Consider the following 16,098-nt stretch of genomic DNA (forward strand, 5'->3'; position numbering starts at 1 on the left):
TAAATAGGGAATGCGTCATTTAGTGGTGGAGCCTAGCGCAATTAAATAGAACAAAAAAACCGTTGATTTTATTGAGGTTTATTTTAATCCATTAAGAATAAACCCCCATAAACACCCCCATAATTAAAATCTTAGAGGGTCTTTGATGGTAAGGCCCTCGGCTAACTAAACATCTTAATGCGTCTGCTGTGAAGATAAAAGAGATTGTTGTTTCCAGCCATCGACAGATCTTTTTGAGCTATGGGAGTAGATACAAAACATACGCTCACGAACACCGGCAAAAAACTTTGGATTAAGTCCCTTTAATGCTGGGTAAATCGTGCCGTTAAAGTCTTGGGTTAATTTCTCAGCATGGCTGTGGATAAAGATAAGCTCTTTTTCCAATGAGGTCGTTGTGGCTTCAAGTGCTGCCACTCTGCTCTCTAATTCTGCGTTTGGATTGGCAATAGGAGCGTCTAGTCGGCCAATGTATTCACCTTCAATAGCTCTTTGCACAAACTCCACACCCCTCTCTACTTGATCAACTGTGGCCTCTTCAATATGAGCAACACCAAGATAACCGTTTACCATTTTCCAAACGCTTGCATAGTCAGCTGGCTCGCCAGCATGAGAGCGAGCATTTGCCAATGAGCGAACACAAATATTCAACGCTTTTCGTTCGGTGGTATCAGAAAGTCTTGGTTGCGTTACAAGCTGATCAAAAGCACGGATAACATGAAGATGGAATTTTGGACTGATCCACATTGCATACGCATACACCAGCTCTTTGCAGACCCAAGTGCCAGGACTCCCCCCACCTTTCCTAGTTTTGATAGCTAAGCACATATCTGTGCTTTGGGTTACTTCTTCGATCAATTCTTTTGTTTGGTCTGTACGTACAAAAAGGCTTGGTCGATGGTTGTTTTTTGCACCGGACACTTTGTGTAGATCATTAAGAGAATACAAACCATCTAAGATTCGTATTTCTTCTGACAAGATATGGAGCTTATGTGCTTTGGTTGCTATGATTCCCATTAGGAACTCTCCTATATTTGCTATGTGGGTTGTTTCTAAATGAGTCTCAGGAGTGGCTGCTCTTGAGGCTCTTCTTTTTTTACTTGCTTAACTGCTCTTGCTCCTTCACTTTCCTCAACTCCCGCACGATTAAATTGTTCATCGAACGATCTTCTTTTTTCGCCTTATCTTTCACCCACTCCTTAAGTTCTTCAGGAATGCGCAATTGAAATGCCACATCTTTTCTCATGCTGTACTCCATTTTATTCTATTGAGCGCTTATAGTATCAGTTTTGGCTACCATTGAATTGTGGTATCACTTGAATACCATGTCAATACTAAATTTTTTTGAGCACTCGTTATGACCAAGCGAAACCCACAAATTAATGTCCGTTTGCCTGAAGAGTTGAAGCAAATGGTTCACGATAGGGCTGAGAAAAACGGCAGGTCTGTAAACTCTGAGATTGTTGAAATAATTGAGAGGGCCGTATTTTTAGGGGATTCTGGTGCTGGCCTCATATCAGCCGAGCATGCTAGAAAAATGTCCAATGCGGTAAGAAGAGAGGCGTACTCAGTATTCTTAGGTATTTGCATTGAGCAAATTAAAGCGGCCTACGAGTCTGGTGATGACACGGCAATCGCGGAATTTCACTTAATTGAATCAGAGCAAGCATTTGACGAGACTGTTCCGAAAGTAAAAGCAAAACTAGAAGAGCTGGGTTATACATGTGATATTGACATGGGGGGACTAGTGATTAACTTCTAAAATAGAAAAAATCAGCGCTAACCAATGCGCTGTTTTTAGTGAAATATACTGTACTAAACTAGACTCAAGCGCTTTAGGTGCGAATTACTTGCAGCCTAATATGCTAGTAACAATGTCATGGCGATATGAAATAGTTACTTCCCCGTAGTAATCTGCATTCATATAAAAACCCACTATATCGTACTGTAGCGCTTGAGGGCTTCCTATAATTTGATGTACCACAGATCTCTTCATCCCTTTTTCAACCAAACACGCCTTCCGCTCTACTGCTTTTTTATCAAGAATAGCTTTGTTAATCTTTTGCTTTATCTCAGCAAGTTCCCGATCCGCTTTATCTTGTTCTAAACTAAGCGAGATAGCCCTATTGGACGCTTCCGTCAATTGCTCCTTTGATTTAAGTAACTCCTCGCGACGAGTTTCATTAACGATCTCGTTAACGACAAGTTTTTTTCTCAGCTCGATATTTTTACTTTGAGTAGACTCTAGCTCTATTTTTTGCTCAGAAAGAACTTTATTCAAACGATCAATGTCTTTTTGTGTCGACTTAGATTTTATTGCCTCTAACATCAGCGCTAGGTTCTTCTCAGGGTCAACTGATACCTTGGCCTTAATGTAATACTGGCTTCCATTCCAGCTTTCCTCTAATGGCTCAATCTTGTTAATACCGTTAGAAAAAGTTTGAATCTTCGACGAGACTTCACGTCTCAAGTTGCCATCCATGCCAGTTTCATTTATATCTAAATAATGCTCAATATATATGCCAATCTCTTCATTAACTATTGTCGTTAATTGATCTATCGCATTTTTCCTTGCTACTACCTTGCTATCAAATGCACTAGCTTGATATGTATAATCTCGGATAATTACATACGGTTCTTTGCTTTTTGGAGAGATCTCTGGCTTTCTATTTAGAGAAACAGATTCATTAAAAGAGTGTTTTTGATTTTCCACAGAAGGCTTTACAAAACTCGAATCTACAACGTTTGGGGTGTTTTCTTCTACTTGTGCAGCACATCCAGCCACCAAAACCACTATGAGCATAATCCATTTCATTTAAACCATTCCTATTATTAAATATTTCTAACGTATAGTTATCTGTATTCCATATTTTTTCAATACTCGTTCATACCTTGCCTTGTACTGTGTTTGGTTTTTTGGCGGTTGCCACTCATCAAGCCCTTTTGCACCCTTTTGGCGGTTTAATGAAGCCTCCACTGCAACTAGATTGACCGGATCGTTAGCAAACTGCTCTCGTTTTTCTTTGCTCCATTTATCAGCACCATTATCCCAAGCCCATTTCAATGGCACGATGTGGTCTATATCTATCTTTGACGCGTCAAAGATAACTTCACCTGAGTACATCGAAATCCAACGACCAAACGTTACTCGACACTCTCTATCATCGGAGAAACGAACAGGCGCTGTAGACAGAGAAATCAAAATTTCTTGGCGGGTGTTTTGACAGTCTTTATCTTCATCAGCCCAGCCTCTTCCAAATTCGTCGCGACTGTATTTGGTTGGTGTTTCTGATACGACTTTAGGCTTTGACTGTGAGGTGTAGCTTTGGCCTTTGGGTAATCGGCCACCACTAGCAAGGCACTGATCTAATGTGTCGTATGAAGTAAAGTTCTTGGTTCGGCTGTAATACTGAGAGCCTGGTGTATGGCAAATAGCTGATTTAGACTTTTTTACGATTTCACTAGCTTGTGATGAAGCTGATAAAACCAGTAAAATAACTATTAAAATATGACTATGAAAAAACGTCACCACTCTATAACTCCTAACCTTCTGCAACATGTATATAGAAAAAATCAATTAGCAAATTAAACCGCATAGCACGATACTGTACAGACCTTAATAACAAGATGTTTTTTGAACAAGACGTTCAGAGGTAAGTCTATGTCCACAGTATCATTTGAAAGACCATTCGTTGTCGAAGATAAAGAAGCTAGCCTTCAGTTTTTGAAAGACATCGAGTCGCCAATTACTGTTAAAGTTGCAAAGCGCAACCTTAACAAAGATAGCAACAAAGGTATGCAGCTATTAAAACAACGATTCTCTCACTCAGGAAAATCTTAGAAGATGATGATGGTCAATCCTATGCGGATTCCATCATCAACACTTTTAGCTCTATAAACTCAGACGTACAACATTTCCTCAGAAACACCGCGATTAGTAACGAAAAACAAGCAGCCTCCCGCACTTATTTTCTTTTAAATGACAGTAATGGTGATCTTCTCGGTTACACCACCGTATCATCAAAAGAGATAAAAATTGATACAGAACTCGCTTCAAACAGCCTTCTCAAAAAACTAAAAGCTCGTGGTGGCATAATCAAAACTCACCTAATCGGCCAAATTGGTAAAAATTTTAATATAAATAACAACCCAATCAACCTAAAGGACCTTTTAGCTGAAGCCTATGGGATCATTTATGAGGCACAAGATTTAATCGGTGGAAAAGTAATAACACTAGAGTGCGAAAACATTGAAAAGCTTGTGCAGTACTATGAGCGGCACGGCTTCAAAAAAATCCCGGTTATCAATGATACAAATACAGACTTGATCACAATGTACATCGTTGCCACAAGAGAATAGTCCCTTCACTCCCTATACCTAAACAGCTAGGCTTTAGCTAAATACTCGGAGGTAATATGCAGGAAAAGCCAAAAAAGAAAAGATCAACTTGGCATGAACGCCGCATGCGGATAGAGAATGAAATAACCGATAACTGGCACGGTTGGCTCTTCATCGCTTGGCTAATATTCTGCTTTAGTGGAATTTTTTGGGGGCGGGATTTAGAAGATGACATCCATGTCGATACAAGTGTTCCTATTTATTACTTGGGTGATGAATAGCTTAAAGCCCTTTCGCTCTACTTATGATTTCGTTTCCAGACTCTTTGCCATACAAAACCTCTGCTCTTTTTGAGATAGAAGCAGCCATTTTAAGATAACTATCATTTTTTGGCATACGCCCAAGAATGAGAGACATAACGTCTTGTCGACTAACTCCGCTTAACTTCAATATTTGCCCTATCTCTGGGTTTGTCATGCCTGCTTTTTTTGCAGACTTAACTAATCGCATCATCCTATCGTATGAATCTTTTCGAGCCTTGAGCATCATGTCTCTTGCATTTTCCAAATCAGACTTAGATACCTTGTTAGGGTTTCTCAACACATCCTTTAGAATTTTTGCTGAATCAGCTTTGTTTTGTTTAAAATCAAAGCTCTGATAGTAAAGCGCTGTTTTTGGATCTAATGTCGACATTCTAAAGCCAACAAGGGCGGCCATTTCATCTTGTACAGTGTATTTTTTACCGCTGGCAGAAACATCCCCCTCCATAGCTTTATACATTCGCTCCATATTGCTCATAAAGCCCGGTTGCAAACCTTTTCTAAGGTGGTTAGCTATGTCAACTGTTTGATCGCTAGTAGAAGCTTGCTCATTAAACACCTTCCCGCCACTGCCTTTCTTATTTGTGTAAACCTCCATTAAATTGCTAAAGGTAATGTCTTCACCAAAGAAGGGGGTCAACATTTCAGAAGCGGATTGAGCAACCATGTCTTGAATAGGCTGATCTCTTAACATGGCATTAATTGGGCGTTTGAAATAGTTGTAGGGATCAAGAAACGACATATCCAAATATTGAATATTTCCATTTTCGTCGCGGCCAGTAAACAATATGTTTGAGTTTTTCTGCCAAGGTGCAGCCATATCTCTAACGGCTTCTTCCTCGTCGTCGTCAAGCCCCATCAACGCCTTACTGATTCCCTGCGCTGCAAACCCTAAGCTACTAACAAGCGCAAGCCCAGCTAGCTTTCGTCTAGCGTAAGCAGGCGATTCTTTAAAATCTTGCTTTAAGTAGTTAATCATATGATAGCTAGTTCGAATGATTTCAGCGGGAAACGAAACAAAGGTACCAGCAAGAGGGAAGCGTCTTAGAGATTGCGTAAATCGCCCAGTCATAGAGTAAGTTGGGTATGTATTTCGAATGCGTTCAGCGGCAGCAACTTCGGCATCAGATTCGCTCATTTTCTTGTATTTCATGAGCATGGCTTTCTCGTTTTCCCAGCCCATGATTTTCCACATATCATCACCGTACTGGTAAAATTTTTGAGCAAAGTCATTAAGCTTAGTAAACGATGAAAAGACCTTCTTGTTAGTCATAAAATCCTGCAGGCGAGAGTCTTCTAACAGGTCCATCATTTCACCCGCATAAGGCGTATCGTAAATAACCCCAAGGCTTTTTAATTTTTTAAGATAGGCCAATTTACTTTTGTCATTATCGCCACCAAAGTACTGCTTTCTAACTTCGATGGACTTACGCATTTGGCCAATGTCAAAATGCCCGTTTGCTACAGAGAAGAAAAAAGCAGACCAAATGTTTCTCATTGCCGTGGTGGGTGATAGAACAGTTTTCCCGTACTTTACTATGCCGTTTAATCGAATAATTCCACTTAACCATGTAGGCATATCCCCCTGTTTACCAAGAGCCTCTCTAAAAGCCTGTTCGATTTCAGGGTAAGTATAGAAGCCATTTAATGGCGCCATAACTTCCGAACCATCCGCGGCAATTTTCACAACACTTTTATCGAGAGGTCTGTTTTCTTCCGTAAACAAGAAACCTTCTTTTTCACCTAAATCACGAACATGCTGAAGAAACTTATGGTTTGCAACGAGATGACTTGTCTTTGTAACTGTCTTGGCAAAGTTAACCTCAACATCTTGGTATTCACCTAACAGGGCTCTAATTTCAGGGGCTATCTCCTTTCTTTTCTTCAAAGTGCTTAAATCCTTAGCACCTAATTTACTCTCTTTTATGAAGCTCCCCATATCCTCGTAAGCCGTTCCTTCTTCCAAAATAGTTCGAATGGTTCGAGCTACTGCAGTTTGAATCTCGCTTTTAGGGAGCCCCTGTCCTTCATAACGTGATTCAAGGTAGTTTTTAGCATCATCTAAGATATTCTGAGGGACTTTTTTAGGCCATTTCGGATCATCAAAGGCTTTATATGATCTATTGGTGTATGTGTCCAAATTGCCCAATATCGTTTCCAATAGTTGAGCTTTTTCGTTTGCAGCTGAGTCTCTGCCTTCGTTTCTTAATTGCTCCATATCACTCTTTAGAATGGCAGCATATTCTTGCGATAAGCCTTTGATGCTAAATCTCATCTTCATCAATTCCAGTCTGACGGAGAAAGGTATGGTCTTATCTGGGTCGGTCGAACTCATTTGATTATTAAGCTTTTGCTTAAGCGCATCGGACAAGTCGGAGTAGTCTTTACCATAAGCCTTTTTAATTGATGACCTAAAAGAAGATAAATAGGCGCTAATCTCTAACTCGCTGGCATTCATATCTGAATCGCGAGCAATTTTTTTATTGAATACAGAATCTGGAAGTAAGCCGCCGGCTTTAAATTGACGCTTCATTTCATCTTTGGCTTTCTGGAAGACAGTTTTATCTTTTTGCCCTAATGTTCTATATAGCGTGTCGTATGGTGTTTCTTCGGTTGGTTCTGTTTTGTTTTTGACCTTAACCGAGAGATTAACCTCCTTCTCGACTGCATCGCTTTTCGATTCGGCTGGATCTAGGTCGACTTTCACCATGTAGCGGTTTTCGACCTTATCTCTCGCGGTTGCTAGCATGTTGAGCACATCATTGTCTGACCATTTGATATTGGGGAAGAACTTACGCAACCATGCTTTAACATTGGCTACCAACTTACCCAATAGTGAAGGCTTCTCGTTATTCTCAGCCATTTGAGCAACTTTCTCTTTGCCCAATAATATGCGCCCTTCTTTGGTTTTGAAGTCGGCACCATACGCTTTAATCAAGTCCTGTAGCTGTTTAGGGCCATAGCTGTAAGCAATACGCTCCATGATGGAGTCGCCTTCCTTTCCTAGCATATCCAGAACTGCTTTATGCCCAACCACTTCATGAAGGAAGATAGAAACCGCTTCTTTTTCATCCTTGATACCATCAGCAATAAGATAGTTTTTGGCGCCAGCATTCACACCGCGAACCGTTGCGTTTTCGCCTTTTGACTTAGATAACTGCTTTTTAACTAGAATACGAACAGCAAAAGGTAAATCATTAACAGACTGAACGACTTGAAAGGTGTTTTCTTCGTGAAGCTGCTTGATAAGCGGTTCAACTGCTTTGCGTATATCGTCGGCTTTTGATCCTGAACCGTTGGAATTTCCTACCGAGAAAAGAGCAACGCCTTTATCTGTCTCTTTGGTTTTTAATACCTGAAACATTTGATCAAAGGCTTTAGTGATTCCTTTCATTTCTGATGACTTAGGGTAAGGGTAAGAATCTTTAGACTTCAATTTCCCCCAACTCTCTTCTGATCGAATGTTTGCCAGGTAGTCATTAGACTGGGATTTGTCTTCTAGCTTTGATTTTACATAAGCCTCAAACGTTCTAGCTGACATCTCAACTTTCGTTGACCAATATTTTTTAGAGCGAGTTTCATCAAGCAAAGAAGATCGTGATTCTAAATCTGTATCCTTGATAGCTGACATTACATTTCGAAAGGCTTCAATGACTTCAGGCCGAATACCTTCAGCATCATCGCCTACCTTCTTGTGACGGGTACCATCCGTTTCAAAATCAGACTGCGCCTCACCTTGATTAGCAAAGTAGTTATCCATAGCATGCCACCACTCATGTGCGAGTGAGCCTGAGCCACTATTTTTAGTAAGATTGATAACAACATTTCCAACCTCATAATGCGCTGAAGCCGTGTTTTTCCCGCCTTTTCCACGAGCACCAAATGCAATACCCAAAGCTCCGTTTAATGACAAGGCTTTACTTGGAATGCCTAGCAATTCAGATAAGTCGTGCAGACCATCAAAGGCATTATTTATGTCACTTTGTCGCTTAGCTTGCTCAACATAGTTGCCAAACTCAACACCACGAAACCCAAACTCTTCCATAAATTCATTTGCTGAAATATCTTTATCACGTCGTGCTGGACCTACTCGGTTAGCATTTATTGATTCACGCATAGAAGGTGTGCTTTTAATTTCAGACAATAGTGACTCAAGCGATTCTCTTTGCTCTGCTATCGCAATTCTTGCATCGCTTAAGCTATCGAAATTCTTGACTCTTAAAACGCCTGTAGATCCTTTCCAACCTACAAAAACCTGCTTGGTGTATCTGTCTTTATAAACTTCTAATTTTTGATTTACCTTAGCCTTTGCTTTAGTTTCATCTAATCTTTTCAGTATCTCTTTTTTAGCCTCTTCTACAGACTCGAGCGGTAATGATGTCTCTTTCCTAGCTGCATTTTTATACACTCTATAAAAGACTTTTGGTGGATCATAGTTCACTCCATTTAGACTCGAAAAGTGATGAGTACTAATACGATATGCTGCAGCTTCTTTAATCTTCTCCGTGGGCACATTCTTGATAACATCAATCATATGCTTAATGTGAGGAATTGTGCTCGATGAATCAATTTTTGATATTTGAGACTCTAGCTCTGATGGATTTTCTAAAATGAAACCAACCGCTTCTTTGGCTTTTTTCACCTGTGTAGCCCACCTATTAATCTTGTGTGGGGCTTTAGGCTTAGAAGGAATTGTGTCACGCAGAAGAGCTACAAATGCTAATGCTGTTTTGTCGCTGCCGCCATCGAGGGCTTTTTGGTAATCTACCTGAGGGAAAGACTTACTTAATGGCTCAGCACTTACATCAAGATCATTGTTAATTTGTTCAAGGTAATCCCCCCATGTATCTTTTCTAGCACCTCCGATTTTTTCACCTACATCTTCAATTTTTTCGGCTTGGTTTTTTGGCTTATTCTCAGTAATGGTAATTTCTTTGTCATTGGCATTCGAGCCGTCATCATCTATACTTCGTAGATCTTCCGCTCCCTCACTTGTTGGTTTGCTCTTTGAGCTGGGTCCCTGTGAGCGTAGGTTCAGCCCTGAACTGTTACCATCGGAAGACTCATTTTTCTTAAATCCATGATCGTAATAAAAGCTTCCATCAGACATTTCCCTTACATCAATTCTTACTTGTAGCCTCTTACCTCTTACTAAAAGAGGATATTCAAAATAATGGTGAGCAATTACCGATTTATTGCCTTTTTTATCTTGAGACCTGCCAACATATTTTGCGTTTTTAATTAACTCCTCTGTTTTAGGAATGGTTAACAATAAGTCTTCATTTGCCCCTTGTATCGTGTGCTTGATACCACTCATTGAGAGAACAATATCTCTTCCTGTTTCATTATTCTTTACTGTCTTTCCGGCAATATGATTTCTTGCATACTCTTTAGCTTTTAGCCTGAGTTCTTTTAAGGTTGACCATTTTCCAAGGGTATCTTCTATTGATATATTGGATGGTTGAATTGCGCGCAATGCTTCTAAAGGCTCGTCTTTTCCATTTCCTTCGCGAACACCAAAACCACCCTCTACAGGAATGATTTCTGCATTAGGCGTGTCTTTAAATGTACGAGATAAGCGAGCACTACTTTCTGTTTTAAACGGTCTGTTTGATAGAGACATCTTAATGGGTGTCTGCTCGGTAAGCTCGGCCTCATTACCCATCAGATCACTTAAAGGTTTTGTCGTGTCTCCTTTCTTGATCCACTCTTTAAAGTCACTAACAGGCATTTCAGTGATAGCACCAAAACCTTTCCAGCCATCCTCATAATTAGCCAGATAACCATTTTCTGCTTGTGCTTTATCATCAAAACCAAGCATGACTTTATGCTCGTCAAATTCGCCTGTTTTTGGGTCTACTTGGTCGACAATATAGGCTTTGTCACTTTCCGGTTTATCGCCAATAAATACATCAAGGTCATCGCCATCCGCCCCTTTAATACCTTTTATATCACCGTAGTGGTGAGCCATTTTAGATTCCCATTTTTTGCCATCGTTATCTTGGCCAGAGCGAACAGAGTCTTTAGGATTTTCAATGGCGATATCTAAGCCATGAAGAGATACCCGACCTTTTTTATAGTTATCAGCCTCGATCTGCTTTTCAGTTGGCTGGGTATTTGTGTCCTGTGCAGCCTTATCTAATGCTTGCTTGATTGGCTCGCTGCCCTCAGTTGACAGCTCTGCAGATGATGACTGTTCTTGCTCGGCGACAATGCCTTCTAATGGCGGCTGAGTAACAGGACTACTTTCAACTGCTGGCAACTCAGTTACATTTTTAGACTCTGATACTTCATTTTGTAGAGCTGATTTCTCTAACGGTGCTTCAGGGGCTGCTTGTTGGTTAAGCTGTGGCGCTGCTTCTTCTGTTACTGATTGCTCTTGTTCTTCAAGCAATCGCTGCTTACGTTTGATTTCTTGATAGATTGGATTGTCGTTTTTACGGCTTGGCTGTGGGGCGGTGTATGGGTCGATTAAACCATCGGAACGAGCGGGGCGAGTATTACTTTCTGGCTTTTCGCCATAGATGATCCCAGCGTCTTCAAGTGCTGGAACGTCACCGGATTGCTGTGGCGCTTCGAGTGGCAAAGGATCGCGCAACACTTCACCATCATAGACATTACCGCCTTGTTGTTGATTGGCGCTTTCCGGAAAGACCTGACCAAGGTATTCACCTTCTCTGCCTGTATTTCGTGGCTCACCAAATTGGCCTTCAAAGGCTGCTTGGCTCTTTTGTCGCGCTTGTATTTGCTCTTGGCTTGGCGCTGGTCGTTCACCATAAATGATATTTTGATTAGGTAGAGCAAGCGGCTCTGGTTGAGCTTGGCTTTCAACTGGACCAGAAAAATCCATAGGCTGCTCGCCCGTCAATTCAGCCCGTCTTTGTAGTAACTCATTTCGTTTGGCTTCAAGCTCGGCAAATTCAGATTCTGTTAAGTTGTCGCCATTTTCAACCATCAGACCTTCAATCTCGGCAAGCTGCTGCTCTACTGCTTGGTAGCCTTGATCTTGCTCGGAAAGATTAAGCGGATCATCCGTGTTGTCTTTAGGCTTACGAAAGCGACTGAAAGAAGCGCCAGCTGCACCAAAACCACCACCAACAGGGCCACCAACAACGGCACCTGTCAACGCATCACCAATCACATTATCCATTGTGTTGGTTGGTACCGCTGGATTAACCGCCATATTAGAAATGGCCGTTTGACCACCGCTTTCAACAAACTCTTGTGAGCCTTCGGTAATTGCACCGGTTGCGGCTGCTTTACCGATACCGCCAGCCTCACCACGGAATAATTTACCCATTACTGGACCAAGTGCGCCTTGCGTGATTGCCCCCATGATGGCGCCATCTTTTGCCGCTTCGGTTGCCAACTCGCGAGCCACGTTTTCACGCGCTTGTTTTAATGCAGACACATGATCAAGCTCTTTGAGTTTTCTCAGGTTCCAGTATTCTTTTTGGAAAATTTCAGCGTCCTTCAACGTGTGAAAGTCAGCGTTAGCCACGGTTTCATAAGCTTGGTTGCCTGTAGAGCCGCCAATACTTAACGCGCCTACACCACCAAAGCCCACTACGTCAGACGCTTTATCTATGGCCTTTTCTACTTTGACGCCCTTACCTGCTGCACCGGCTACTTTCCCAGCAGCAGAAATACCTTTTGCAGCAATACCACCTGGTATCATCGTTGGGACAAAACTACCTACACCACTAAGCACATTAAGGCCAAAGCCTTTTAAGCTGCTTTCATCTTTGAAGCCATAACCTGTTGGGCTGCTTTCATCTGCTTGAATGCCAAACACTTGAAACGCATCACGGCCATCTGGTGACATTTGATTAATTTGGTTGTTTGCTTGGCCTCTTAGATAATCTGCCCCCTTTCTAATGGTGTCAGATCCAGTTAAATAGCCAATACCATCGGTTAGGTCTGCCGCTCCGCTTAATAAGCCATGTTGAACAGCATCGACCGAATCACCTAAAAAGCCCTGTTCGTTTTCAAGTGACGAACCAAGGCTCTCCATTTTGCTATTAATTCTTTTTTTGATTGCGGCTAGGCGCGCGATTTCTTTTCTTGTGTAATCGGCCACGTTTTGTTTTCTCCAAACGAAAAAAAGCCGCCTCGGTGGGCGGCTTTGAAAATTGCGGTGTTTTAGAAAATTAAAGGAATATCTACGTCGTAATCATCTTGCCTTGGCTTGTTACTAGCACTTGGCGGGGCATTATTTTGATTTGGTGCGTAAGCTTGACCATAGAGTTGTTGGAACTGCTCAGGGGTCATTTCTCCCGCTTTCACCATGGTTTGCGCAAGAGCAATCTCTTCATCGCCGTCCGTCTGAGATACAGTCGTGTCTTTGCGTTCTTCAACGTACTGCTTATAAGACTCGCCTGTTTGTGGATCATTTTTGATGATGTAAGGTTTTTCACCGATCTGAGTGCCGTACTCATCATAGATTTTTTCTGTCATGACTTTCGGTTGCGTGCTCTTGCTCTGCTGTAATTTTTGTACTCTTGAAACCACACCCTTAACTTCATCAGGAGTAATATTGATAACTGCTTTACCGTTAGAATCATAACCAACGATGCCTCCATCTTTTGTCTTCTGCAGCGCTGTTATATTTTCATGCTTGTTTGCGCGAGAGGAATTTACAAATAAAGCGGCTCCTGTTGTGTCTCCACTTTCAATAAGCTGAATCATTCGATATCGCTTCATATCAAGCGCTTGGGAAAGTTGAACCTGCGCCTGAGCCTCATCTTTTTGATTAACGATATCCCCTATATGTTTTTCCCATGCCATTGACTCTTTTTCGAGCTTACGGCCAATGTCGGTATTACGATATTCGTTGTATTGATTCTGAAGCTGCTTAGCTTTTATATCTGCTGCTCTGTTCTGTGCTCGGAACTGTTTGGCCTCTGGCGTTAAGTCTTCAGAGCGTAATTCGTTCTGCTGCTTGATACCAAGACCTTGCTGCTGTGAGTTATCAAGAGTCTGTTTTGCTAGGTCCAAACCAAGCCCAGACTCTTGGCGTCGTCTATCAATGGCATCAGGTGTCATTTTTTCTTCAGCCATAGCGGCATTAACACCGCCAATACGCATCCCGATACCATGAGACTCTTGTGCGCGCTGATCTGCCGCTTGGCTTCGTTCTTCTTGCTTTTGGCGCAGCCCCCAATTTCTATTGCGTTCTTGGCCTTTCAAAAAGCCATTTGCCAAATACCCTAGACCGAATCCGCTCATTAGTTTACTCCTACAAGGTTTTTGCCAAACTGATTTTGGCTAAAGTTGCCGTTGTCGTCATACGAGCCCATCGCTGCACCTGCTATACCCATGCCCATTTGCACTGCACCCGACGCTTGCTGTCCGTACATTTGAGCATTTAGACCATACGCGCTGGCTTGATTTGCGTAATTGCTTGATGCACTGCTCATTAATCCAGCTGCCGACGATGGCAACCCTTTACCAAGACCAACAGCGGCCGCTTTTTGGCTGTAGTCCATTTGCTCTGCTGTTGCTCTGGCTGTGTTCTGAGAATTGGCTTTGGCGACGGCTTTGGATATTGCCGACTTGCGTGTATTTTCAGCGTAAGCACCTGAATTTGGATTAATGCCCATTCGCTGAAGATTTCGATTACGGGATGCTTCGGCACTATCAAAAGCTGACTGAGTTGTTAGCCCTGCAGTAGTAACCATTTCTTGCTGTTCAGATTCAGACAGCCCTGCATTAGCAACGATTTCTTCTTCTAGTGGGCGGTACGTCGTTTTGTAGTAATCGTATTGCTCCTTAGCCATATCTAGCTCTTGCTGAGCGATTGTATTTTGGTACGCAAGAGCTTGTCCTTGCTGATCCATGGATTTGTTGGCGTTTTTATTGGAGCTGTATGCTGAATATGCAGTAATCCCTACTGCTGCAACTGCTACTGACATAATAGTTCTCCTTTATTTTCAATAGCGGTTTTTTTCTCTGATACTGGTAGGTTCATGAACTCAGTAATTGTTCTCACAGTGAGAACGCCCTCTATACCTTCTGGTGACGTTGCATCAGTTTTATGCACAGTTAGCCATCTAGTATCTTCGTATGCGTAACCGGCTCGCTTTCTTCCTGCAGGTCCTGTCATGATATTTATGCCTTTAAGTCGCTTCACACCATCAGGTGTCGCAACCGCAATATCACCACTCAACATAATGTCCACATAATCAAATTTATGGACAGCACCCGTAAGAATCGTACCTTTTGGAATGGTGATTTCTCGCGCATACATGCCGTTTATGAATCGGTGCTCAACCGGCATTTCAACTTGCTCAAGTGTTAGAAGTTCTGCTTCCATGGCTTCAATCTTTTCATTCACCTTGCCTGAAAGAAGCTCTATAACAGACTCATCAGACAAAATAATTTCCTGCGTTTCTTGGGGTGTATTCATGGCATATACCTTTTTTTAGGCACAAAAAAACCGCCACATGGACGGTTTAATTTAAAAATAATGGGGCTGCACACACTTATGGCAGCATGGGAAAACTATAGCTTATTCGTTATCAATTGTCAGTCTTGATGGTTGTTTATTAAACGATAGCTTTGCATGTTATCGTTCGTGAACTAAAAGCCAATTTGTCAGATGGTGGATTAACAACAAAGTTAGCAGGTGATGAAAAAGATAGGCCGGTAAAGTGGTTGTAGCTGTCTTGGTCATGAAAGCCGTATACATATTGATTATTCTGCAAGGTCACCGTCACTTTTGATAAATTTCCATCAATACTTTGCTTAACCATACCAATTGTTTTCGTGCAATTCACCCAGCTATTAGATTCTGTTCTATAACCCACTATTTCAGTTTTATAAATTGTTGTGCAATCCTGATAAGATTCATACGTCGTAGTACACGTGTATTCCCCATTAATATATTCACATGTAGAAACAGGGCGGGTAAGTGTCTGGCAGGATTCGTATGGAACCTGACCATAAACGGGCAATTGATACTCTTCATAATAAGGGTAATATTTTAATGATGGGCTTTCTGGGTTACTTAAAACATACATGTCTTTGTTTGTGTTAATAGGATTAACAGATAAATCCCCCGTATTTTTAACATCAAAGTAAACATGATCTGAATGAAACTTTTGCTCTCCACTCTCGCTGTAAAGAATGACACCATAACCCTGCTCTGGCATTGGAAAAAATGGAACTAATAATGCGAGTTCTGCATTTCCTGCTGCGCTTGCGTATAACCTTAATCCTGAGCGTTTGCCGTTGCTATAAATATACCCAAAGAATGAGACACCGAGACCTAGATGACGAATGCAGGTTGTTAGGTTTTCATGTGCAAACTCGGATAGTGATACTTCTTGGTATCCAGCGGATAGCTGCACTGTCTTCTTACCCAATAGAACAATATTTTTGTATTCATCATCAAGTTTAACTTGGGTGCCATTAATTGTTACTTCAAAGCCATACGTCATAG

12 protein-coding genes are annotated in these 16,098 nt (G+C 41.7%); 3 read left to right on the top strand and 9 right to left on the bottom strand.

The window, feature by feature from the left end; translation table 11 throughout:
- Positions 1-174: 174 nt before the first annotated feature.
- Entirely contained in the window at positions 175-1,014 is an 840-nt protein-coding gene (locus C0J08_RS14855; RefSeq protein ID WP_212652711.1) for a KilA-N domain-containing protein, read from the bottom strand.
- Positions 1,015-1,093: 79 nt separating this feature from the next.
- A complete protein-coding gene (locus tag C0J08_RS14860) occupies positions 1,094-1,243 on the bottom strand; it encodes an Arc family DNA-binding protein (protein ID WP_212652712.1) in 150 nt (49 codons plus the stop codon).
- 111 nt (positions 1,244-1,354) lie between these two features.
- Here C0J08_RS14860 and C0J08_RS14865 point away from each other — a divergent pair, with 111 nt between their 5' ends.
- Positions 1,355-1,759, top strand: a complete 405-nt coding sequence (locus tag C0J08_RS14865) for an Arc family DNA-binding protein (protein ID WP_212652713.1) — start codon at positions 1,355-1,357, stop codon at positions 1,757-1,759.
- A gap of 84 nt (positions 1,760-1,843) precedes the next feature.
- On the opposite strand, the gene C0J08_RS14870 is transcribed toward C0J08_RS14865, so the two are convergent.
- Positions 1,844-2,812: a hypothetical protein gene (locus C0J08_RS14870; RefSeq protein ID WP_212652714.1), complete on the bottom strand. Its 969-nt coding sequence runs from the start codon at positions 2,810-2,812 to the stop codon at positions 1,844-1,846.
- 27 nt (positions 2,813-2,839) lie between these two features.
- Complete coding sequence (locus C0J08_RS14875) at positions 2,840-3,529, bottom strand: HNH endonuclease family protein (protein WP_212652715.1); 690 nt, start codon at positions 3,527-3,529, stop codon at positions 2,840-2,842.
- 129 nt (positions 3,530-3,658) lie between these two features.
- Here C0J08_RS14875 and C0J08_RS14880 point away from each other — a divergent pair, with 129 nt between their 5' ends.
- A complete protein-coding gene (locus C0J08_RS14880) occupies positions 3,659-3,838 on the top strand; it encodes a hypothetical protein (RefSeq protein ID WP_212652716.1) in 180 nt (59 codons plus the stop codon).
- A 574-nt stretch (positions 3,839-4,412) separates the two neighbouring features.
- Positions 4,413-4,616, top strand: a complete 204-nt coding sequence (locus tag C0J08_RS14885; RefSeq protein ID WP_212652717.1) for a hypothetical protein — start codon at positions 4,413-4,415, stop codon at positions 4,614-4,616.
- Between the two features lies 1 nt (position 4,617).
- On the opposite strand, the gene C0J08_RS14890 is transcribed toward C0J08_RS14885, so the two are convergent.
- From C0J08_RS14890 to C0J08_RS14910, 5 genes are all read right to left on the bottom strand, one after another.
- Complete coding sequence (locus tag C0J08_RS14890; protein WP_212652718.1) at positions 4,618-12,735, bottom strand: pyrophosphatase-like OB fold-containing protein; 8,118 nt, start codon at positions 12,733-12,735, stop codon at positions 4,618-4,620.
- Between the two features lie 62 nt (positions 12,736-12,797).
- The gene (locus C0J08_RS14895) at positions 12,798-13,883 is read right to left on the bottom strand and encodes a hypothetical protein (RefSeq protein WP_212652719.1); all 1,086 of its coding nucleotides are present in this window, start codon (positions 13,881-13,883) and stop codon (positions 12,798-12,800) included.
- A complete protein-coding gene (locus tag C0J08_RS14900) occupies positions 13,883-14,569 on the bottom strand; it encodes a hypothetical protein (RefSeq protein ID WP_212652720.1) in 687 nt (228 codons plus the stop codon). The genes C0J08_RS14895 and C0J08_RS14900 overlap by 1 nt, the downstream gene beginning before the upstream one ends.
- A complete protein-coding gene (locus tag C0J08_RS14905) occupies positions 14,560-15,063 on the bottom strand; it encodes a hypothetical protein (RefSeq protein WP_212652721.1) in 504 nt (167 codons plus the stop codon). Before C0J08_RS14905 ends, C0J08_RS14900 begins: the two co-directional genes overlap by 10 nt.
- Positions 15,064-15,202: 139 nt before the next feature.
- Positions 15,203-16,096 carry a type 1 glutamine amidotransferase family protein gene (locus C0J08_RS14910; protein WP_212652722.1) on the bottom strand — a complete coding sequence of 298 codons (894 nt, stop codon included), beginning with the start codon at positions 16,094-16,096 and terminating at the stop codon, positions 15,203-15,205.
- Between the last annotated feature and the right edge of the window lie 2 nt (positions 16,097-16,098).

Source organism: Marinomonas sp. CT5 (assembly GCF_018336975.1).
Classification (GTDB): Bacteria; Pseudomonadota; Gammaproteobacteria; order Pseudomonadales; family Marinomonadaceae; genus Marinomonas.

Bases quoted from the DNA above. Each gene is read 5' to 3' on its own strand.
- C0J08_RS14855 (WP_212652711.1), bottom strand. From the start codon at position 1,014: ATGGGAATCATAGCAACCAAAGCACATAAGCTCCATATCTTGTCAGAA.
- C0J08_RS14860 (WP_212652712.1), bottom strand. From the start codon at position 1,243: ATGAGAAAAGATGTGGCATTTCAATTGCGCATTCCTGAAGAACTTAAG.
- C0J08_RS14865 (WP_212652713.1), top strand. From the start codon at position 1,355: ATGACCAAGCGAAACCCACAAATTAATGTCCGTTTGCCTGAAGAGTTG.
- C0J08_RS14870 (WP_212652714.1), bottom strand. From the start codon at position 2,812: ATGAAATGGATTATGCTCATAGTGGTTTTGGTGGCTGGATGTGCTGCA.
- C0J08_RS14880 (WP_212652716.1), top strand. From the start codon at position 3,659: ATGTCCACAGTATCATTTGAAAGACCATTCGTTGTCGAAGATAAAGAA.
- C0J08_RS14885 (WP_212652717.1), top strand. From the start codon at position 4,413: ATGCAGGAAAAGCCAAAAAAGAAAAGATCAACTTGGCATGAACGCCGC.
- C0J08_RS14895 (WP_212652719.1), bottom strand. From the start codon at position 13,883: ATGAGCGGATTCGGTCTAGGGTATTTGGCAAATGGCTTTTTGAAAGGC.
- C0J08_RS14900 (WP_212652720.1), bottom strand. From the start codon at position 14,569: ATGTCAGTAGCAGTTGCAGCAGTAGGGATTACTGCATATTCAGCATAC.
- C0J08_RS14905 (WP_212652721.1), bottom strand. From the start codon at position 15,063: ATGAATACACCCCAAGAAACGCAGGAAATTATTTTGTCTGATGAGTCT.
- C0J08_RS14910 (WP_212652722.1), bottom strand. From the start codon at position 16,096: ATGACGTATGGCTTTGAAGTAACAATTAATGGCACCCAAGTTAAACTT.